The organism is Pseudomonas palmensis (assembly GCF_049942755.1).
In the GTDB taxonomy this organism is placed as follows: Bacteria; Pseudomonadota; Gammaproteobacteria; order Pseudomonadales; family Pseudomonadaceae; genus Aquipseudomonas; species Aquipseudomonas palmensis.
On the sequence record NZ_CP187958.1, the window covers coordinates 3,525,165 to 3,544,586 of the forward strand.

Annotated in this window: 19 protein-coding genes; 5 read left to right on the forward strand and 14 right to left on the reverse strand. The window is 64.6% G+C overall.

Annotated features, from left to right (window positions below):
- Positions 1-164 precede the first annotated feature (164 nt).
- Positions 165-572, forward strand: coding sequence for an NUDIX hydrolase (locus ACPRTJ_RS16265; RefSeq protein ID WP_043861997.1), 408 nt, complete (start codon positions 165-167; stop codon positions 570-572).
- Complete coding sequence (locus ACPRTJ_RS16270) at positions 569-1,207, forward strand: LysE family translocator (RefSeq protein WP_054914755.1); 639 nt, start codon at positions 569-571, stop codon at positions 1,205-1,207. The genes ACPRTJ_RS16265 and ACPRTJ_RS16270 overlap by 4 nt, the downstream gene beginning before the upstream one ends.
- Before the next feature lie 18 nt (positions 1,208-1,225).
- On the opposite strand, the gene metR is transcribed toward ACPRTJ_RS16270, so the two are convergent.
- Positions 1,226-2,143 (reverse strand): transcriptional regulator MetR, encoded by a 918-nt coding sequence (gene metR / locus ACPRTJ_RS16275; RefSeq protein WP_043861995.1) that lies wholly within the window; start codon positions 2,141-2,143, stop codon positions 1,226-1,228.
- Between the two features lie 180 nt (positions 2,144-2,323).
- On the opposite strand from metR, the gene ACPRTJ_RS16280 reads away from it, so the two are divergent.
- Positions 2,324-3,316 (forward strand): alpha/beta fold hydrolase, encoded by a 993-nt coding sequence (locus ACPRTJ_RS16280; RefSeq protein WP_104572022.1) that lies wholly within the window; start codon positions 2,324-2,326, stop codon positions 3,314-3,316.
- On the opposite strand, the gene ACPRTJ_RS16285 is transcribed toward ACPRTJ_RS16280, so the two are convergent.
- From ACPRTJ_RS16285 to ACPRTJ_RS16335, 11 genes are all read right to left on the reverse strand, one after another.
- Complete coding sequence (locus ACPRTJ_RS16285) at positions 3,313-3,639, reverse strand: GlpM family protein (RefSeq protein WP_173925076.1); 327 nt, start codon at positions 3,637-3,639, stop codon at positions 3,313-3,315. The two genes, ACPRTJ_RS16280 and ACPRTJ_RS16285, sit on opposite strands and share 4 nt — an antisense overlap.
- A gap of 21 nt (positions 3,640-3,660) precedes the next feature.
- Positions 3,661-4,935: a sigma-54-dependent transcriptional regulator gene (locus ACPRTJ_RS16290; protein WP_229590064.1), complete on the reverse strand. Its 1,275-nt coding sequence runs from the start codon at positions 4,933-4,935 to the stop codon at positions 3,661-3,663.
- Between the two features lie 47 nt (positions 4,936-4,982).
- A complete protein-coding gene (locus ACPRTJ_RS16295; RefSeq protein ID WP_043861991.1) occupies positions 4,983-6,890 on the reverse strand; it encodes a sensor histidine kinase in 1,908 nt (635 codons plus the stop codon).
- Positions 6,891-6,956: 66 nt separating this feature from the next.
- Positions 6,957-7,691, reverse strand: coding sequence for an amino acid ABC transporter ATP-binding protein (locus ACPRTJ_RS16300; protein ID WP_043861990.1), 735 nt, complete (start codon positions 7,689-7,691; stop codon positions 6,957-6,959).
- A complete protein-coding gene (locus tag ACPRTJ_RS16305; RefSeq protein ID WP_043861989.1) occupies positions 7,688-8,359 on the reverse strand; it encodes an ABC transporter permease subunit in 672 nt (223 codons plus the stop codon). Before ACPRTJ_RS16305 ends, ACPRTJ_RS16300 begins: the two co-directional genes overlap by 4 nt.
- A complete protein-coding gene (locus ACPRTJ_RS16310) occupies positions 8,359-9,105 on the reverse strand; it encodes an amino acid ABC transporter permease (protein ID WP_043861988.1) in 747 nt (248 codons plus the stop codon). Before ACPRTJ_RS16310 ends, ACPRTJ_RS16305 begins: the two co-directional genes overlap by 1 nt.
- Positions 9,106-9,204: 99 nt before the next feature.
- Positions 9,205-10,119: a glutamate/aspartate ABC transporter substrate-binding protein gene (locus ACPRTJ_RS16315; RefSeq protein WP_043861987.1), complete on the reverse strand. Its 915-nt coding sequence runs from the start codon at positions 10,117-10,119 to the stop codon at positions 9,205-9,207.
- A gap of 339 nt (positions 10,120-10,458) precedes the next feature.
- Positions 10,459-11,997 carry a glycerol-3-phosphate dehydrogenase gene (glpD, locus tag ACPRTJ_RS16320; protein ID WP_043861986.1) on the reverse strand — a complete coding sequence of 513 codons (1,539 nt, stop codon included), beginning with the start codon at positions 11,995-11,997 and terminating at the stop codon, positions 10,459-10,461.
- 172 nt (positions 11,998-12,169) lie between these two features.
- Positions 12,170-12,925 carry a DeoR/GlpR family transcriptional regulator gene (locus tag ACPRTJ_RS16325; protein ID WP_043861985.1) on the reverse strand — a complete coding sequence of 252 codons (756 nt, stop codon included), beginning with the start codon at positions 12,923-12,925 and terminating at the stop codon, positions 12,170-12,172.
- A 162-nt stretch (positions 12,926-13,087) separates the two neighbouring features.
- Positions 13,088-14,587, reverse strand: coding sequence for a glycerol kinase GlpK (gene glpK / locus ACPRTJ_RS16330; protein WP_043861984.1), 1,500 nt, complete (start codon positions 14,585-14,587; stop codon positions 13,088-13,090).
- Positions 14,588-14,653: 66 nt separating this feature from the next.
- Positions 14,654-15,505 carry an MIP/aquaporin family protein gene (locus ACPRTJ_RS16335; protein ID WP_426427121.1) on the reverse strand — a complete coding sequence of 284 codons (852 nt, stop codon included), beginning with the start codon at positions 15,503-15,505 and terminating at the stop codon, positions 14,654-14,656.
- Between the two features lie 302 nt (positions 15,506-15,807).
- Between ACPRTJ_RS16335 and ybaK the strand changes: the two genes are divergently transcribed.
- Positions 15,808-16,278 carry a Cys-tRNA(Pro) deacylase gene (gene ybaK, locus ACPRTJ_RS16340; protein ID WP_043861982.1) on the forward strand — a complete coding sequence of 157 codons (471 nt, stop codon included), beginning with the start codon at positions 15,808-15,810 and terminating at the stop codon, positions 16,276-16,278.
- Positions 16,279-16,370: 92 nt separating this feature from the next.
- Positions 16,371-17,150: a PhzF family phenazine biosynthesis protein gene (locus ACPRTJ_RS16345; protein WP_116052172.1), complete on the forward strand. Its 780-nt coding sequence runs from the start codon at positions 16,371-16,373 to the stop codon at positions 17,148-17,150.
- Positions 17,151-17,232: 82 nt separating this feature from the next.
- On the opposite strand, the gene ACPRTJ_RS16350 is transcribed toward ACPRTJ_RS16345, so the two are convergent.
- Both ACPRTJ_RS16350 and argF read right to left on the reverse strand, forming a co-directional pair.
- Positions 17,233-18,342 (reverse strand): ABC transporter ATP-binding protein, encoded by a 1,110-nt coding sequence (locus ACPRTJ_RS16350; RefSeq protein WP_043861980.1) that lies wholly within the window; start codon positions 18,340-18,342, stop codon positions 17,233-17,235.
- Positions 18,339-19,259, reverse strand: coding sequence for an ornithine carbamoyltransferase (gene argF / locus ACPRTJ_RS16355; RefSeq protein ID WP_043861979.1), 921 nt, complete (start codon positions 19,257-19,259; stop codon positions 18,339-18,341). Before argF ends, ACPRTJ_RS16350 begins: the two co-directional genes overlap by 4 nt.
- Positions 19,260-19,422 lie beyond the last annotated feature (163 nt).

A 19,422-nucleotide genomic window follows, 5' to 3' on the forward strand; every position in this document is an offset into this window, starting at 1 on the left:
GCTTTCGTCAGGCTGCTGCGGCCGCTTCGCCGGCAAGGCCGGCTCCTACAAGGAATGCGCCGAACCTGTGGGAGCCGGCCTTGCCGGCGAAGCGCTCAGCAAGATTGAAAGCCCTGCGCCAGCATGTGATCCTAGCGCGCCTTCCCCGCCACGAGCCGCCTACCATGAGCAAAACCATCCGTATCGCCGCTGCCCTGTTGCTCGACGCTCAGGGCCGAACCCTGTTGGTACGCAAGCGCGGCACCCTGGCCTTCATGCAGCCTGGCGGCAAGATCGAACCCCACGAGCAACCCGTCGATGCCCTGGCCCGCGAGCTGTTCGAAGAGCTGGGCCTGCGCATCGACCCGCAGCAGGCGCAGTACCTGGGCCAGTTCAGCGCACCGGCGGCCAACGAGCCGGGTTTCGAAGTGCAAGCCGAGCTGTTTCAGTTGCACACCGACCTGACGCTTGAACCCGCAGCGGAAATCGAGGAAGCCTGCTGGGTCGACGCCCACCAGGTGGATCACCTCGAACTGGCGCCGCTGACCCGCGACCTGATCCTGCCGCTGCACCTGCAACGGGCCGCGCAATGATCCCGCTGCACGAATGGCTGCTGTTCAGCGGCGCCGCGCTGCTGATGGTACTGACCCCCGGGCCGAACATGATCTACCTGATCTCGCGCTCGATCTGCCAGGGCCGCATGGCCGGCGTGACGTCGCTGATCGGTGTGGTGGGCGGGTTTCTGGTGCACATGACGGCCGCAGCTGTGGGCCTCACCGCGTTGTTCATGGCCGTGCCGCTGGGTTACGACCTGCTGCGCTGGGCCGGTGCCGGCTACCTGCTGTGGATGGCCTGGCAGGCGGTCAAGCCGGGTGCGCGCTCGCCGTTCGAGCCCCGTGAGCTGGCCCCTGATTCACCGGCGCGGCTGGTGACGATGGGGTTTCTGACCAGCGTGCTGAACCCCAAGGTGGCGGTGTTCTACCTGTCGGTGCTGCCGCAGTTCATTTCGCCCGAGCACGGCTCGGTGCTGGCGCAGAGCCTGACCCTGGGCCTGACCCAGATCGGCGTGAGCTTCACCGTGAACCTGCTGATCGCACTGTTCGCCGCCGGCCTGTCGGCCTGGTTTGCGCGCTACCCGCTGTGGCTGATGTTGCAGCGCTACGTGATGGGCTTTGTGCTGGCGGCCCTTGCGCTGCGCCTGGTGCAGGAACAACGCAAACTGGCTTGATGCTTGCCGCTTGAACCTTCAGCGCACTGCACTGACCCCATCCAGGGTCGAGAACGAGGTGTCCTTGGCGGTCAGCAGAAAGTCGCGCATGTACGGTGCATCGAGCATGTCGCTGCGCACTGCGGCGTACAGCGTGGCGAATAAGCCCTTTTCACCCAGGCGCTTGCCCTTCACGTAGCCGCGCGAGCTGTACTCGTGCAGGGCCCAGTGCGGCATGCCGCATACCCCGCGTCCGCTGGCCACCAACTGCATCATCATCACCGTCAGCTCGGCGGTGCGCACCTGCCCGGGCTCGATGTCGGCCGGCTCCAGAAAGCGCGTGAAGATGTCCAGGCGGTCGCGTTCCACCGGGTAGGTGATCAGGGTTTCCGTGGCCAGGTCCTGCGGCACCACGTAGGGCCTGGAGGCCAGTACGTGCTGGTTGGCCACCGCCAGCATCGCCTCGTAGGTGAACAGCGGCACGTAGGTGATGCCGGTCAGCTCCAGCGGGTCGGAGGTCACCACCAGGTCCAGGTCGCCACGGGCCAGGGCCGGCAGCGGGGCGAAGGCGAAGCCCGAGGCCAAGTCCAGCTCCACCTCTGGCCAGGCATCGCGGAACTGGTCGATGGTGGGCATCAGCCACTGGAAGCAGCTGTGGCACTCGATGGCCATGTGCAGGCGCCCGGCAGTGCCGCCGGCCAGGCGCGCAATGTCCCGTTCGGCGCCGCGCAGCAGCGGCAGGGTGGCGTCGGCCAGTTGCAGCAGGCGCAGGCCGGCGCTGGTGAAGCGGATCGGCTTGGTCTTGCGGGTGAACAGCTGCATGCCCAGGCGTTCTTCGAGTTCCTTGAACTGGTGGGACAACGCCGACTGGGTCAGGTGCAGGCGCTCGGCGGCCTCCACCAGGCTGTCGGCTTCGCGCAGGGCGTGCAGGGTCTTGAGGTGGCGAATTTCCAGCACCAGGGTGCTCCATGAACAGAATTTGATGGATGAGACAATTTGTTGAGTTTGTCTCATGTTGACGATGCTGTCGACCGCCCGGCAGTTGTCATCAAACGGTCACCGATCTGTGGCAGCGCGCCGGCATGAACTTCATCAGACTCGCGCTTTACTGGCGAACTGCACTCTGGTGTTTCTTTCATGCGGGCAATCCTGTTTCTGGTGGCGCTGTGCAGCGCCTTTTCTTCGTTCGCGGCGCCTCGCTGCGACATCACTTCAGCTATCCGATACGCCGAGGCGGGGCCGGTCAGCCTGGCCTATCAGAGCATCGGGCGTGACAGCGACCCGGCCCTGCTGCTGGTCATGGGCCTGGGCGGCCAGTTGATCCACTGGCCCGACGAGGTGGTACTTGCGCTGTGCCAGCAGGGCTTCAGGGTGATCCGCTACGATAACCGCGACGTCGGCCTGTCGCGCTGGAACCAGCCCCCCGCCCAGGCCAACCTGACGGTCGAGGCGCTGCGCTACCGGCTCGGCCTGCCGGTGGCGGCGCCCTACAGCCTGAGCGACATGGCCGCTGATGGCCTGGCGCTGATGGATGCGCTGCACGCGCAGCGCTTTCATGTGCTGGGGGTGAGCATGGGTGGAATGATTGCCCAGCACCTGGCGGCGATGGCGCCCGAGCGGGTCGAGAGCCTGACCCTGATCATGTCCAGTTCGGGGGCGCAGGGGCTGCCGGCGCCTGCGCCGGCGCTGGTTCGGCAGTTGGCCCGGCGCGGTGCGCCGAATCGCCAGGTGGCCCTGGAGCAGCAGGCCGACTTGCTGGCCGCGCTGGGCAGCCCGCAGGTGCAGGATGATCGCCAGGCCCTGTTGCAGCAGGCCGCCACTGCCTACGACCGGGCCTTCAACCCCGAAGGCGTGCAGCGCCAGGTCATGGCCATACTTGCCGAGCCCAGCCGTGTCGAGCTGCTCGACAACCTGCGAGTCCCGGCCCTGGTGGTGCACGGCACGGCCGACCCGCTGTTGCCGGTGATGCACGGCGTGCACCTGGCCGCGCACATCCAGGGCAGCCAGCTACGCCTGATACCGGGCCTGGCGCACCGCTTCCAGGAGCCGTTCAAGGCCCCGCTGCTGGCGGCGGTACTGCCTTACCTGAAGGCGCACCGCGAAGAGCTGGGCCATCTGGCCCAACGCTAGTGCAGGCGCACCCATACGCTGACCAGCACGGTGGCGGCGATCAGCCAGGCCACTGCCGCCAGCGCCAGTGACAGCTCCAGGCGCAGGCGGTCGACCAGCACGTACAGCGCGGCCAGGTACACGAAGTAGGGGATGATCGACCACATGCCGAACACGATGGTGGCCTTCAGGTCCTCCAGCGAGCGGCCCTTGCCGATGATGTAGTGGGCAATCAGGGCAAAGGTGGGAAACAGCGGCACCAGCCCGGCCACGTAGTAATTGCGGGTCTTGGCCAGGGCCGCGATGATCAGCACCACCACGGCGCCCAGGCAGGCCTTGAGAATCATGTCCATCGAAACGCTCGCTCAGGCCAGGCCGTATTTTTTGACTTTGTCGAACAGGGTGGTCTTGGCCATGCCCAGCTCCTGGCTGGCCTGGCTGAGGTTGCCGCCGGTGCGCTGCAGGGCGTCGCTGAGCAGGTTGCGCTCGAAGGCCTCGACCGCCTCGGCAAAGCCCAGGCTCTGCGCCACATTGGCGCCGGCCTTCTTGAACGCCGGCAGGCCCAGGGCGTGGCGTTCGGCCACGTTGCGCAGCTCGCGCACGTTGCCCGGCCAGTCATGGGCCATCAGGCGCGACAGGGTCTGGCTGTCCAGCGGCGGTGCCTCGCGGTCGAAGCGCAGGGCCGACTGCTGCAGGAAGTGCTCGAACAGTTGCAGGATGTCTTCGCGGCGCTCGCGCAGCGGCGGCAGTTCCAGGGTCACCACGTTGAGACGGTAGTACAGGTCGCTGCGAAACTGGCCGGTCTGGCCGAGGGCATCCAGGTCCGATTTGGTGGCGGCGATCACCCGGCAATCCACCGCAATGCTCTGGTTCGAACCCAGGCGTTCCAGGGTGCGCTCCTGCAACACGCGCAGCAGCTTGATCTGCAGGTTGAGCGGCATGCTCTCGACTTCGTCGAGAAACAGCGTGCCGCCGTTGGCGTGCTCGATCTTGCCGATGCGGCGCTTGCCGGCACCCGTGAAGGCGTTGGCCTCGTGGCCGAAGATTTCGGTCTCGAACAGGTTCTCCGGCAGGCCGCCGCAGTTCAACGCCACGAAGGGCTGGCTCTGGCGCCGGCTGAAGTCGTGCAGGCAGCGCGCGACCAGCTCCTTGCCGGTGCCGGTCTCGCCCTCGATCAGCACGTTGGCCGAGGTATCGGCGACGTTGGCGATCAGCTCGCGCAGGTTCTGCATGGCCGGCGAGCGGCCGATGATGCGCCCCTCCAGGGTGCTGCGCTCGGCCAGCTGGCGGCGCAGCGAGAACACTTCGCGGGCCAGGCCGCGCTGTTCCAGCGCCCGGCGCACCACATCCACCAGGCGCTCCGGCGAGAATGGCTTTTCCATGAAGTCGTAGGCGCCGTTGCGCATGGCGCCCACGGCCATGTCGATGTCGCCGTGGCCGGTGATCAGCACCACCGGCAGGCTCTTGTCGCGGGCCTTGAGGCGGCTGAGCAGTTCCAGGCCATCGATGCCCGGCAGGCGGATATCGCTGACCACGATGCCGGCGAAATCATCGCCGATGCGCTCCAGTGCCTGTTCGGCACTGCCGACGCCTTCGCAGGCGATATCTTCCAGGGCCAGCGCCTGCTGGCACCCGAGCAACACATGCGGATCGTCTTCGACGATCAGGACGGTAAGGGGCGATGGGGTCATAGGGACTCGGCAGGTTCAGTGGGGGCATCGACCAGCGGCAGGCTGAGCACGAACGCGGTACCGCCGCTGGCGGGGTGTTCGACGTTCAGGGTACCGCCGGCTGCAGCGGCGAGGCTGGCCGACAGGGTCAGGCCCAGGCCCAGGCCGTGCTCGCCCGGTTTGGTGGTGAAAAACGGTTCGAACAGGTGCTTGCGCGCTTCATCGTCGATGCCATGGCCGTTGTCGCGCACGCGCAGGCGGTACTTGTCGCCCACCAGCTCGCCTTCGAGCCAGAGTTGCGGCAGCGGCACCGCGGCCATGGCATCCAGGGCGTTGCCGATCAGGTTGACCAGGATCTGCTCCAGGCGGGTCTGGTCGATGGTCAGTTGCTGGTCGGCGTACTCGAGGTGCAGTTTCAGGTGACAGCCCTCGATGCGCGCATTGAGCAGTTGCAGGGCGGCGGTCACGGCCTTTTCCAGCGAGGCCTGGCCACGGTCGTCGCCGCGCCGGGCGAACGAGCGCAGGCTGGCGGTGATACGGCCCATGCGGTCGATCAGTTCGTTCATGGTCAGCAGGTTGGCGCTGGCGGTTTCCAGCGCACCGCGCTGCAGAAAGCGCACGGTGTTGCCCGACAGGGTGCGCAGCGCCGCCAGCGGCTGGTTCAGCTCATGGGCGATGCTGGTCGACATCTGCCCGATGGCCGCCAGCTTGCCGGCCTGCACCAGTTCGTCCTGGGCATGGCGCAGGGTCTGCTCGGCGTGCCGGCGTTCGCGGATCTGGCCCTTGAGGCGTTCGTTGCTGGCACGCAGGTCGGCGGTGCGCTCGGCAATCTTGCGTTCGAGCTGGTTGTTGGCTTCTTCCAGCGCCTCGCGGGCGGCCAGGCGGGTGGCGATCACCTTGCGTCGCTCGTTCCAGGCTATCAGCAGGATCGCCAGCAGGGCGAAGGCCACGGCCACCAGCACGCCCTGGATCATCGATTCGTGGCGCAGGTCCTGCAGCGGGGTCAGCAGGGTGAAGTGCCAGGGCGTGTCGCTCAGGCGCCGGGTCTGGGCCAGGTAGGTGACCTTGCGGTTGCTGTCGCCCAGTTCGGCATTGGCCGGAAAGGTCAGCTTCTCGACCCCGTCGGCGAGCTTCTCGCGCGCCAGCGGCTGCAGTTCGTTGAGCGGGAACCAGTAGTACTGCAGGCTGCGCGCCAGGCGCTCCTTGATTTCCGGGGTCAGCGGGCGCACCGACTTCAGCCGCCGCGCCGGGTCGCTGGAGAGGATGATGATGCCGTTCTCGTCGCTGACGAAGGCTTCCAGGCGGGCTCGCTGCCAGCGCTCTTCGAGCGCTTCCAGGCGCACCTTGATCACCGCCACGCCGATGATCTTGCCGTGTTCCTCCAGGCCATGGGCCAGGTAGTAGCCAGGTTCGCCGGTGGTGCTGCCGATGCCGTAGAAGCGCCCGGGCTGGCCGCGCACGGCATTCTGGAAATAGGCACGGAACGAGAGGTCTTCGCCCAGGTAGCTGTCGACGTCGCGCCAGTTGCTGGTGGCCTGCACCCGGCCGGTGGTGTCGAGCACATAGATGGCGCGGCTGCGGCTGCGCCGGTTGAGCCCTTCGAGGTATTCGTTGACCGCCTGGCGCTGGTCGCCATCGGTGGAGTTCAGCAGGCTGGAGACGCTGTCTTCGAGTTCCAGCAGGCTGGGCAGGTAGGTGTACTTGCTGATCTCGCTCTCGACCGCGCGGGCATGCAGTTCAAGCTGACGCTCGCCGGTCTCGCTGAGGGTGCGGATGCCGTTGTGCTCGCTGATCAGGTAGCCGATCACACCCAGGCCGATCATCAGCAGCAGGACCAGTGGGGGCAGGAACAGGTGGCGGATCAGGCGAGGTTTCACGGCAAGGTCAGGCTTGGCTGGGCGAAAGAGCGTGGGATCGCATTTCATCACAGTGGCCTTGTCACGACCAGCGCCCTCTGCCCGGCGTGGGCCGGGCAGGGGCACCGGGCGGCATCAGTGCTGCAGGATCTTGCTGAGGAAGTGCTGGGTACGCTCGTCGCGCACGCTCTGGTCACCGAAGAACTCTTCCTTGGTGCAGTCTTCGATGATGTTGCCCTTGTCCATGAAGATCACCCGGTTGGCCACTTTGCGCGCAAAGCCCATTTCGTGGGTCACGCACATCATGGTCATGCCTTCGTGGGCCAGTTGCACCATCACGTCGAGTACCTCGCTGACCATTTCCGGGTCCAGGGCCGAGGTGGGTTCGTCGAACAGCATCACGATCGGGTCCATGGCCAGGGCGCGGGCGATGGCCACGCGCTGCTGCTGGCCGCCGGAGAGCTGGCCGGGGTGCTTGTGCGCATGGGCCGACAGGCCGACGCGCTCGAGCAGTTGCAGGCCCTTCTTGGTGGCTTCTTCCTTGCTGCGGCCCAGCACCTTGATCTGCGCGATGGTCAGGTTCTCGGTGATGGTCAGGTGCGGGAACAGTTCGAAGTGCTGGAACACCATGCCGACCCGCGAGCGCAGCTTGGGCAGGTTGGTCTTGGGGTCGGCGATCGAGGTGCCGTCGACCACGATGTCGCCCTTCTGGAACGGTTCCAGCGCGTTGACGCACTTGATCAGGGTGGACTTGCCCGAGCCAGACGGCCCGCACACCACCACCACTTCGCCTTTCTTGACCTCGGTGCTGCAGTCGGTCAGAACCTGGAAATCGCCGTACCACTTGTTGACGTTCTTGATGGAAATCATACGGTTATCCTTTTCTGCAGACGCTTGACCAGGAAGGAAGCGGAGAAGCTGATGACAAAGTACACGGCGCCGGCAAACAGCAGGAACTCGTTGGAGCGCCCGATGATGTCGCCACTGGCCCGTGCCGAGTTGAGGAAGTCCACCAGGCCCACGGTGTAGACCAGCGAGGTGTCCTGGAACAGGATGATGCTCTGCTGCAGCAGCAGCGGGGTCATCTTGCGAAATGCCTGGGGCAGGATGATCAGGCGCATGGTCTGCGCGTAGTTCATGCCCAGTGCCTGGGCAGCCGCCATCTGGCCCTTGGAGATCGACTGCACGCCGGCCCGCACGATTTCGCAGAAGTACGCCGCCTCGAACATCATGAATGCCACGACGCAGGAGGTGAACGCACCCACCGGGGTGTCTTCGCCGGTGATCCAGCGCAGCACGAACGGTACCGCCAGGTAGAACCAGGTGATCACCAGCAGCAGCGGGATGGAGCGAAAGTAGTTCACGTAGGCGCCGGCCAGGCGCGACAGCAGCTTGCTCGACGACAACCGCATCAGTGCCAGCACAGTGCCCAGCGCGATGCCGCCAATGATGCCCATGAGCATCAGTTGCAGGGTCATCTTCATGCCGTTCCACAGGCCCGGCAGGGCTGGCACGATTCCACTGAAATCCATGTCCATTATTTACCCCCCACGGAGATCAGGCCCGGCACCGCGACTTTCTTCTCGACCAGGCGCATCAGCAGCATCAGCCCCATGTTCAGGGTGAAGTAGATCAGCGTGGCCAGGGTGAAGGCCTCGAACAGGTTGGCCGAGAACTCGGCGGTCTGCTTGGTCTGTGCCAGCAGTTCCATCAGGCCGATCAGCGACGCCACCGAGGAGTTCTTGAACACGTTCAGGAATTCGGAGGTAAGCGGCGGAATGATGATCCGGTAGGCTTGCGGCAGCAGCACGTTGTTGTAGATCTGCGGCAGGCTGAAGCCCATGGCGCGGGCAGCGGCTTCCTGGCCACGGGGCAGCGCCTGGATGCCGGTGCGCACCTGCTCGCACACCCGTGCAGCGGTGAACAGCCCCAGGCAGATGACCACGCTGATCAGCGCCGAGGTGGTCGGGTTGAGGTCCTGCTTGTACCACTCCTGCAGGCCTTCGGGCAGCAGGTCGGGTACCAGGAAGTACCAGATGAACAGCTGCACCAGCAGCGGCACATTGCGAAACAGTTCCACGTAGCACGTGGCGATACCCGACACCAGACGGTTCGGTACGGTACGCATGACGCCGAGCACCGAGCCCAGCAGCAGCGCAATGATCCAGGCGGCAACGGCGATCAGGATGGTCCAGCCCAGGCCGGTGATATACCAGTCCAGGTAGGTCTCGCTGCCAACGCCGGTGGACTTGAAAAAAACGCCCCAGTCCCAGTTGTAATTCATCGGGGTCTCCCCTCAGATCGGTTGTTTCACGGGCACCTTCGAGCATCCGGGGGCGCTGGGCGCCCTCGGATGAAAGGTTAGACACTAACTAGCTGGGGGTCAGGACTTCTTTTCGTCTGCAGCTTTGTCGGTAGGATTGGCGATCAGCGCCTTGAGCTCGTCGCTCATGGGGAACATCAGGTTCAGGCCTTTAGGCGGGATTGGCTGGTTGAACCACTTGTCGTAGATCTTGTTGATCTCACCCGACTTGTACAGGGCGACGATGGCGTCATCGACCGCCTTCTTGAACGGGGCATCGCCCTTGCGCACCATGCAGCCGTAGATTTCATAGGACTGCGGGGTACCGGTCACGGCCCAGTCGGTCGGCTTCTTGGCCTTGGCCATTTCGCCGGCGAGCAGGGCGTCGTCCATCATGAAGGCCACGGCGCGGCCGGACTCGAGCATCTGGAACGACTCGCCGTGGTCCTTGGCGGAGATGACGTTCATCTTCATCTGCTTGTCGGCGTTCATCGACTTGAGGATGCGCTCGGATGTGGTACCGGCGGTGGTCACCACGTTCTTGCCGGCCAGGTCCGGGAAGTCCTTGTAGGAGGAATCCTTTTTGGACAGCAGGCGGGTACCGATCTCGAAGATGCCGACCGAGAAGTCGACCTGTTGCTGGCGCTCGAGGTTGTTGGTGGTGGAACCGCACTCGACGTCAACGGTGCCGTTCTGCACCAGCGGGATGCGGGTCTGCGAGGTGACCAGGTTGTATTTGACCTTCAGGTCCGGCTTGTTCAGGTCCTTTTTCAGGGCCTCGACGATAGCCAGCTGGATGTCGTGGGAGTAACCGACGGGTTTGCCCGAAGCGTCGGCGATGTAGGAGAACGGGATGGAAGCGTCGCGGTGCCCCAGGGTAATGGTGCCCGAGTCGTTGATTTTCTTCAGGGTGCCGGTCAGTTCGGCGGCAAGGGCCGGCGTGCTGATCAAAGCGGTCGCCATGGCGGCGCCCAACAGATGGGGAACGATACGCATCAAATTTTCCTCGACGTTGTTTTTCTTATTGAGCCGTTGGCGGGCTCTTTCGTTCAGCGAACACAGCAATGAAGCGGTTGCGCATTCGGGTACTGAGTGTAGAGCATGACTCATGCCAAACTCTGATTTTGATCATAACCCCATGCAAATAGCGGCGGCGGGCATTTTTTGCCGGGGTATGGCGGGGGAGGGATGTCCGGGTTTCCGATTAAGGGCCAATGGCTCGTTCGGGAAACCGAACAGATAGTCCTTTGTTGGCCTCATCGCGGGTCAAGCCCGCTCCCACTGGTTTGGTGAGCTTGTGGGAGCGGGCTTGACCCTCGATGCGATTTGGCGGTGTCAGGCCGCCTGAATACGCCCGCGGCTCAGTTCTACCCGTTGCAGGTAAACCCGCAGAGCCTGTTGTTCGGCCGGGCTGGTGAAAAGCCCCAGCTTGGTGCGCCGCAGCAGGATATCGTCGGCGCTGACCGCCCATTCCTCGCTGCACAGGTAATCCACCTCGCGGGTGAACAACCCGCCACCAATCGCATCACCCAGGTCGTCCGGGCCCTGGACGCCCTCGAGCAGGCGCCATACGCGGCTGCCGTAGGTCAGCGCCCAGCGCTTGGCGATATCCGCTGGCAGCCAGCCGAAGCGCGCGAGAATCTCGTCGCACAGCGCCTGCGGCGTGGTCATCTGTTCACCGCCCGGCAGGCTGGAGGTGGCGGTCCAGCTACCGGTCATCTGGGTGAAGTACGGCGCCAGCTCGGCCATGGCCGATTCGGCCAGCTTGCGGTAGGTGGTCAGCTTGCCGCCGAACACCGACAGCAGCGGCGCCTCGCCGGCAGACGCCGACAGGGCCAGGGTGTAGTCGCGGGTGACCGCCGAGGGGTTGTCCGACTCGTCGTTGCACAACGGGCGCACACCGGAATAGGTGCTGAGGATGTCGGCGCGGCCAAGCTGGTGGTTGAAGTGCGCGTTCACAACCTTGAGCAGGTAGTCGGTCTCGGCCTCGGTGATGCTCACCTGGGCCGGGTCGCCGCTGTACTCGCGGTCGGTGGTGCCGATCAGGGTGAAGCGCTCCAGGTACGGGATGGCGAACACGATGCGCTGGTCTTCGTTCTGCAGGATGTAGGCATGCTCGCCCTCGTACAGCCGGGGCACGATCAGGTGGCTGCCCTGAATCAGGCGAATGCCGTAGGGCGCCTCCAGCTTGAGGTCGTCCTTGATGAACCTGGCCACCCACGGGCCGGCCGCGTTCACCAGGGCGCGGGCCTGGATGGTCTGCTGGCTGCCGTCGGCGCGTTCGAGCTGCACGTTCCACAGCTTGCCCACGCGCCGTGCGCTGACGCAGCGGGTACGGGTGAGGATGTGCGCACCCAGCTCACGCGCGGCCATGGCGTTGAGCACCACCAGGCGGGCGTCGTCCACTGCGCAGTCGGCGTATTCGAAACCGCGGGTGATGGCCGGCTTGAGCGGGTTGCCCGGGCCGAAGCGCAGGCTGCGCGAGGCGCCCAGCTGCTTGCGCTTGCCCAGATGGTCATACAGGAACAGGCCGGCGCGGATCATCCAGGCCGGACGCAGGTGCGGCTGGTGCGGCAGCACGAAGCGCATCGGCTTGACGATATGCGGCGCCTTGGCCAGCAGCACTTCGCGTTCTGCCAGCGCTTCGCGCACCAGGCGGAACTCGTAGTGCTCCAGATAGCGCAGGCCACCGTGGATCAGCTTGCTGCTGGCCGAGGACGTATGGCTGGCCAGGTCATCCTTTTCGCAGAGCAGTACCGACAGGCCGCGTCCGGCCGCATCGGTGGCGATACCGACGCCGTTGATGCCGCCACCGATCACGGCAACGTCATAGATTTCGGCAAGGGCGGGCGATGGCGAGCTGGACTGGGACACGAGGCGGCCTCTGGTTTCTATCGAATATGAACATTAATGTTCGTTTGCGAAAATGGTAGCGCAACAAAATGGCGCCCGCCAGTCGCTTTCAATAGAAAATACTGATCGGATGACAAATAAATGAAAAATTATGAACATTCGAGCGGCCCCCGTTGCGAGGGCCGCGATGGCGCTACACCACGTCCAGGCGGATCTTGTGCTGGTTGAGCAACTGGGCGAGGGCGGCGACGGGGGGCTGGTCGGTCACCAGGCAGTCGATCAGGCTGATCGAGCCCAGGCGCACCATGGCGTTGCGCCCGAACTTGCTGGAGTCGGCGGCGAGGATCACCTGGCGCGCATTGGCGATGATGGCCTGGGACACACGCACTTCCTGGTAATCGAAGTCGAGCAGGCTGCCGTCCTCATCGATGCCGCTGATGCCGACCAGGGCGAAGTCGACCTTGAACTGGTTGATGAAGTCGACGCTGGCCTGGCCGACCACACCGCCATCGCGGCGCACGTTGCCGCCGGCCAGCAGTACTTCGAAATCGTCCTTGGCGCTGAGGATGGAGGCCACATGCAGGTTGTTGGTGATGATCTTCAGGTGGTTGTGGTTGAGCAGGGCGCGGGCGATGGACTCGGTGGTGGTGCCGATGTTGATGAACAGCGAGGCGTGATCGGGGATCTGCGCGGCGATGGCTTCGGCGATACGCTGTTTTTCGTCGCGCATCTGGTCGGCACGCATGGCGTAGGCGGTGTTCTCGATGCTCGAGTCATAGGCCGCGCCACCGTGATAGCGGCGCAGCAGGTTCACTTCGGCCAGCTGGTTGATGTCACGGCGGATGGTTTGCGGGGTTACAACGAACAGCTGCGCCATTTCCTCGATACTGACATAGCCGCGTTCGCGGACCAGCTCGAGAATTTGTTGTTGGCGAGGGGGCAGATTCATGGGCGGTCCTTTTGGGCTGCCGGGCAAATCTGCATGATGCCGCAGGATGGGGGCGGGGGCCAGCGCGGGGCTGGCTGAAACGATCCTGTGGGCGCCTCGCCAGCAAGGCTGGTGCCTACAGTGTAGGAGTCAGCCTTGCTGGCGAAGAAGCCTGCGCAGGTTTTATTCCTCGTGCGGTTCCCAGTCGCGGGTACGGTCCACTGCCTTCAGCCAGCCGGCGTACAGCTTCTCTTTCTGCGCCTCCTCCAACTGCGGAGTGAACTCGCGCTCGATGATGGCCTTGCCGCGCAGCTCGTCCAGCCCGCTCCAGAAGCCACATGCCAGGCCGGCCAGGTAGGCGGCGCCGAGCGCAGTGGTTTCGCGCATCTGCGGGCGTTCCACGCAGGTGCCGAGAATGTCGGCCTGGAACTGCATCAGGAAGTTGTTGGCCACCGCGCCACCGTCCACCCGCAGTGCGCTCAGGCGCTCGCCGCAATCCTGCTGCATGGCGTCGAGCACGTCGCGGGTCTGATAGGCGATCGACTCCAGCGCGGCGCGGATGATGTGGTCGACCTTGACCCCGCGGGTCAGGCCGAACAGGGCGCCGCGCGCGTACGGGTCCCAGTACGGCGCACCCAGGCCGGTGAATGCCGGCACCAGGTACACGCCGTTGCTGTCCTTGACCTTGCTGGCGAAGTACTCGGTGTCGTGGGCGTCGTTGACGATCTTCAGTTCGTCACGCAGCCACTGCACGGTCGAACCGCCGTTGAACACCGCGCCTTCCAGGGCATAGGCCACTTCGCCGCGCGGGCCGCAGGCAATAGTGGTCAGCAGGCCATGGGACGACTGCACGGCCTTGTCGCCGGTGTTCATCAGCAGGAAGCAGCCGGTGCCATAGGTGTTCTTGGCCTGGCCCGGCTCCACGCACATCTGGCCGAACAGCGCAGCCTGCTGGTCGCCGGCGATGCCGGCAATGGCGATGCCGCTCTTGGTGTGGCCGTACACCTCTGACGACGAGCGTACCTGGGGCAGCATCTGCTTCGGGATGCCCAGCACCTGCAGCATCTTCTCGTCCCATTCCAGGGTGTGGATGTTGAACATCAGGGTGCGCGAGGCGTTGGTGTAGTCGGTGACATGCACCTTGCCGCCGGAGAACTTCCAGATCAGCCAGGTATCCACGGTGCCGAACAGCAGCTCGCCGCGTTCGGCGCGTTCACGCACGCCGTCGACGTTATCCAGGATCCACTTGAGCTTGGTGCCCGAGAAGTACGGGTCGGTGACCAGGCCGGTGGTTTCGCGGATGTAGTCCGCGTGGCCGTCACGCTTGAGCTGCTCGCAGATCTCGGTGCTGCGTCGGCACTGCCAGACGATGGCGTTGTACACCGGGCGACCGGTTTCGCGGTCCCACACCACGGTGGTCTCGCGCTGGTTGGTGATGCCGATGGCTGCCACCTGGTCGTGGCTCAGGCCCGCCTGGGCCAGTGCTTCGACCATGGTCGCGCTCTGGGTGGCGAAGATCTCCATCGGGTCATGCTCGACCCAGCCGGCCTGGGGGTAATGCTGGGCGAACTCGCGCTGCGAGGTGCCGACCACGTTGGCGTCACGGTCGAAGATGATCGCGCGTGAACTGGTCGTGCCCTGGTCCAGGGCTATGATGTAGTGCTTGTTCGGGGTGTCGGTCATGGTGTGGGCCTTGCACTCGAAAAGGTGGAAGTCGGGGCAGGGCGAGCCTGGCTCGCCGGTTCGGCATCAGGAGGCCTGGGTCTTGCCCCGAGCGTTGTCGTCGATCTGGGCGTTCGCGCCGTCTGCCGTGGGCAGGTTGCGCGCGATCACGCCGCGATACAGGGCGGCACCCACGCTTGCACCTATGATCGGCGCAATGATGGGAACCAGGAAATAGGGAATGTCACGTGCGCCAGTAAAGGCCACGTTGCCCCAGCCGGCCAGGAAGGTCATGAGCTTGGGGCCGAAGTCGCGCGCCGGGTTCATCGCAAAGCCGGTCAGCGGGCCCATGGCACTGCCGATCACCGCGATCAGCAGGCCGATCAGCAGTGGTGCCAGTGCGCCGCGGGGCAGGCCGTTGCTGTCGTCGGCAAGGGCCATGATCACCGCCATCAGGATGGCCGTGATCACGGCCTCCACCAGAAATGCCTGGCCGGTGGACAGCAACGGGTGCGGATAGGTGGAGAACACCGAGGCCAGCTCCAGGCTGGCGGTGCTGCCGCGCACCATGGCGTGGGTCTGTTCGTAATCGAAGAACAGGTTGCTGTACAGGGTGTACACCAGCGCCGCGCCGCAGAAGGCACCGGCCACCTGGGCGACGATGTAGAACGGCAGCTTGCGCTTTTCGAAGCCGCTGAACAGGCTCAGGGCGATGCTCACGGCCGGGTTCAGGTGCGCACCCGACACCCCGGCGGTGAAGTAGATCGCCATGCTGACCCCCACGCCCCAGATGATGCTGATTTCCCACAGGCCGAAGCTGGCGCCCGCGACCTTGAGTGCCGCGACGCAGCCGGTACCGAAAAAGATGAGCAATGCGGTGCCGAGGAATTCGGCCATGCATTGGGCAGACAGCGTTGGTTGTCGTAGAGCAGTCGTCATTCGTGACCTCGGTTCTTGTTGTTGTGAGGCGCGTGTGCGCTCGACAAAAACCCGAGCAGAATCCCCATTCTGGTCGGGTTGACGGCAGAACTGCACGGTATTGGGGCAGTTCGATATTCAGAATCGAAAAAATATAGACAAGAAACGCTGATGTCAAAGGTCGAAAGTGAACTGCCATTCATATTCTGACTGCCGGTGGCTCAGGTGGTGTCGGTGGCAACCGGGCGGGTAATGGTTGGCTCCGGCGTTTTGCCCTAAAGTAGCCAGCGACTGGAGACCGATCACCCTGCCTGGAGCCCTGCATGACCCCCGCCCTGGATTTGCTCAAGAAAGCCCGCGCCGAACACCGCATCCACAGTTATGAACACGACCCCAAGGCGGCTTCCTACGGCCTGGAAGCCGCCGAGAAGCTCAACCTGGAGCCAGCGCGGGTGTTCAAGACGCTGCTGGCCAGCACCGAGAAGGGCGAGTTGCTGGTGGCGGTGGTGCCGGTGGTGGGCAGCCTGGACCTCAAGGCCCTGGCCCATGCGGCGGGCGCAAAGAAGTGCGAAATGGCCGACCCGATGGCCGCACAGCGTTCCACCGGGTACCTGGTGGGCGGGATCAGCCCACTGGGGCAGAAGAAGCGCCTGCGCACCTTCATCGATGCTTCGGCGCAGCAGTTCGAAACCATTCATGTCAGCGCCGGGCGGCGCGGGCTGGAGGTGGAACTGGCGGCGGCGGTGCTGGCCGAGCACACCCGGGGCAGCTTTGCGGCGATCGGCCGCGAGTAGCATCTGTATCCTCCAAATCCGGCCATTCTGTATATGGAAGCGCGAGCGCCCGGGCAGGCATGCTCGCTGCCTTCCCATGCAGGAGCCAACCCATGCAGCTTGAATTTCACCAGGTCGATGCCTTCAGTTCCCAACCCTTCAGCGGCAACCCGGCGATGGTGTATCGCCTGGAGCAATGGCTGCCCGATGAACTGATGCAAAAGATTGCGGCCGAGCACAACCTGGCCGAAACCGCATTCGTCGTGCGCGAGGCGCAGCGCTGGCGCATCCGCTGGTTCACGCCCTCCACCGAAGTGCCGCTGTGCGGGCATGCGACCCTGGCCAGCGCGCATGTGCTGTTCGAGGTGTATGGGGAAGATGCCGAGCGCCTGGCGTTCGACAGCCGTTCGGGGCCGCTGACCGTGAGCCGCGAGGCGGGGCGCCTGGTGCTGGACTTCCCGCGCTACGACCCGCAGCCGCTGGCCGAGCTGCCGCCGGTGGCGCAGGCGCTGGGGTGCCCGGTGGTCGAGGTGTGGCAGACCAATGAACTGTTCGTGGTGCTCGAAAGCGAACAGGCGGTGCGGGATTGTCGCCCTGACATGGCGGCGCTGGTGCCGTTGCCGGGGCTGGGCGTGATTGTCACGGCGCCAGGGCGCGAGCATGATTTTGTGTCGCGCTATTTTGCGCCGGGGATCGGTATCCCTGAAGACCCGGTGACCGGCTCCACGCACTGCTCGCTGATCCCTTACTGGGCGCAGCGCCTGGGCAAGGATGAGCTGCACGCGGTGCAGTGTTCCGCGCGGGGTGGGGAGCTGTTCTGCCGCCTGGAAGGGGCGCGGGTGAAGATTGGCGGGTATGCGACGCGGGTGGCGAGCGGGACGTTGTTCCTCTAGCGGCCCTTTTCGCCAGCAAGGCTGGTTCCTACAGTAGGCCAGGCAATTTCCTGTAGGAGCCAGCCTTGCTGGCGAAGCCTTATCAGAGCGCCGCGCTGTAGCGTCGCACGCCGTTCTCCGCCACCGGCAGTTGTGCCGGCACCGTGCCGGCCACCGGGAACAGCACCAGGTGGTCCGCCGCCACTTCAATGCCCACCTCGCCGCCGACCTGATGGTCGATATGGCTCGGGAAGATCGCTTCGAGCTGGCTGCCGGTACCCAGTTGCAGGCGGTACAGGGTGGACGCACCGAGGAAGCTCTTGCCGACGATGCTTGCCTTCAAGGCACTGTGGGGCGCATGCACGATATCGTCCGGGCGCAGCAGCACATCCACCGCGCTGCCCTGGGGCAGGGTGTAGGCCCGATTGCCGCGCAGCTCGCCCAGTTCGGTCTGCACCGATTCGGGGCTGGTCAGCTGGCCACGGATGAAATAGCCCTGGCCGATAAAGCTGGCCACGAACGGCGTGAACGGTTCGTGGTAGAGGTTGTACGGGGTGTCCCACTGCTCCAGGCGGCCTTCCTTGAACACGCCCACATGGTCGCTGACGGCAAAGGCCTCTTCCTGGTCATGAGTGACCAGGATCGCGCTGGTGCCGCGACTCTTGAGGATGTCACGCACCTCATGACTGAGGCGTCGGCGCAGTTCCACGTCGAGGTTGGAGAACGGCTCGTCCAGCAGCAGCAGTTGCGGCTCGGGAGCCAGGGCACGGGCCAGGGCCACACGCTGTTGCTGGCCGCCGGACAGCTCGTGCGGGTAGCGCCCGCCAAGCTTGTCCAGCTTCACCAGCTCGAGCATTTCATCGACCACCTGGCGCTGGCGCGGGTGCTTGCCGATGCCGAACGCGATGTTCTCGGCCACGGTCAGGTGCGGGAACAGCGCGTAGTCCTGAAACACCATGCCGATGCGGCGCTTCTCCGGGGCCAGGGTGAAGCCGGCCTTGGAGATGACTTCGCCCGCCAGGCTGATCTCGCCCTCGTGCACCGGCTCGAAACCGGCGATGGCGCGCAGCGTGGTGGTCTTGCCGCACCCCGAGGAACCCAGCAGGCAACCGATGTCGCCGGCGTTGAGGTGCAGGTTGAGGTTCTGGACGATGCGCTGCTCGCCATAGCCGCAGGCGAGGTCGCGCAGGTTAAGCAGTAGAGGTTGACTCATGCGTGGTGATAGGCCGGTTCGACAAGATATTCGAGAAGCGCCTTCTGTGCATGCAAGCGGTTTTCAGCCTGGTCCCAGGCGACCGAACGGGGGTCGTCGAGCAGGTCCAGGCTGATTTCCTCGCCACGGTGGGCGGGCAGGCAATGCATGAACAGGGCATCCGCAGCCGCCAGGTCGAGCAGTTCGCGGTTGACCTGGTAAGGCGCAAACAGCGCCAGGCGCCGTGCAGTTTCCTCCTCCTGGCCCATGGAAGTCCAGACATCGGTGCTCACCAAGTGTGCACCGCGCACGGCGTCCTTGGGGTCGCGCACGATCTGCACGCGCTCGCCGGCCTGGGCCACGAACGCCGGGTTGGGCTCATAGCCCTCAGGGCAGGCGATGCGCAGCTGGAAGTCGAACTGGATGGCCGCTTCTATATAGCTGTTGCACATGTTGTTGCCATCGCCCACCCAGGCCACGGTCTTGCCCTGAATCGAGCCGCGGTGTTCGAGGAAGGTCTGCATGTCGGCCAGCAGCTGGCACGGGTGCAGGTCGTCGGACAGGCCGTTGATCACCGGTACCCGCGAATTGGCGGCGAACTCGGTGAGCGTGCTGTGGGCAAACGTACGGATCATCACCGCGTCGAGCATGCGCGACATGACGATGGCGCAGTCACCGATCGGCTCGCCACGGCCCAGCTGGGTGTCGCGTGGCGACAGGAAGATGGCCTGGCCACCGAGCTGGATCATGCCGGCTTCGAACGACAGCCGGGTACGCGTGGACGATTTTTCGAAAATCATGCCCAGCACGCGGTTTTTCAGGGGTTCGAAGAGTACGCCGCGGTTACGCAGGTCCTTCAGCTCGATCCCTCGGCGGATCACACTGACCAGTTCTTCGGCGGTGAAATCCATCAGGGAGAGAAAGTGCCTAGCGCTCATCATTGACTACCTTTTTGCAACAGACCGCAGATCATCAAAAGCCGGTTTTCGAAAACAACGGAAGTGACCTGCGGCGAAAGCCGCACGGGGCGACGAAATAGGGAAAGGCGCAATACTATAATTAAATGTCGCGTCTTACCAAGTGGGGGCTGCGAACTCGACG

Coding starts and splice junctions, on each gene's coding strand:
- ACPRTJ_RS16325 (WP_043861985.1), bottom strand. CDS start 12,925: ATGAATCTGCCCCCTCGCCAACAACAAATTCTCGAGCTGGTCCGCGAA.
- ACPRTJ_RS16350 (WP_043861980.1), bottom strand. CDS start 18,342: ATGAGTCAACCTCTACTGCTTAACCTGCGCGACCTCGCCTGCGGCTAT.
- ACPRTJ_RS16305 (WP_043861989.1), bottom strand. CDS start 8,359: ATGGACATGGATTTCAGTGGAATCGTGCCAGCCCTGCCGGGCCTGTGG.
- ACPRTJ_RS16280 (WP_104572022.1), top strand. CDS start 2,324: ATGCGGGCAATCCTGTTTCTGGTGGCGCTGTGCAGCGCCTTTTCTTCG.
- ACPRTJ_RS16335 (WP_426427121.1), bottom strand. CDS start 15,505: ATGACGACTGCTCTACGACAACCAACGCTGTCTGCCCAATGCATGGCC.
- ybaK (WP_043861982.1), top strand. CDS start 15,808: ATGACCCCCGCCCTGGATTTGCTCAAGAAAGCCCGCGCCGAACACCGC.
- ACPRTJ_RS16295 (WP_043861991.1), bottom strand. CDS start 6,890: ATGAAATGCGATCCCACGCTCTTTCGCCCAGCCAAGCCTGACCTTGCC.
- ACPRTJ_RS16300 (WP_043861990.1), bottom strand. CDS start 7,691: ATGATTTCCATCAAGAACGTCAACAAGTGGTACGGCGATTTCCAGGTT.
- ACPRTJ_RS16345 (WP_116052172.1), top strand. CDS start 16,371: ATGCAGCTTGAATTTCACCAGGTCGATGCCTTCAGTTCCCAACCCTTC.
- ACPRTJ_RS16265 (WP_043861997.1), top strand. CDS start 165: ATGAGCAAAACCATCCGTATCGCCGCTGCCCTGTTGCTCGACGCTCAG.
- ACPRTJ_RS16315 (WP_043861987.1), bottom strand. CDS start 10,119: ATGCGTATCGTTCCCCATCTGTTGGGCGCCGCCATGGCGACCGCTTTG.
- ACPRTJ_RS16270 (WP_054914755.1), top strand. CDS start 569: ATGATCCCGCTGCACGAATGGCTGCTGTTCAGCGGCGCCGCGCTGCTG.
- glpK (WP_043861984.1), bottom strand. CDS start 14,587: ATGACCGACACCCCGAACAAGCACTACATCATAGCCCTGGACCAGGGC.
- argF (WP_043861979.1), bottom strand. CDS start 19,259: ATGAGCGCTAGGCACTTTCTCTCCCTGATGGATTTCACCGCCGAAGAA.
- ACPRTJ_RS16310 (WP_043861988.1), bottom strand. CDS start 9,105: ATGAATTACAACTGGGACTGGGGCGTTTTTTTCAAGTCCACCGGCGTT.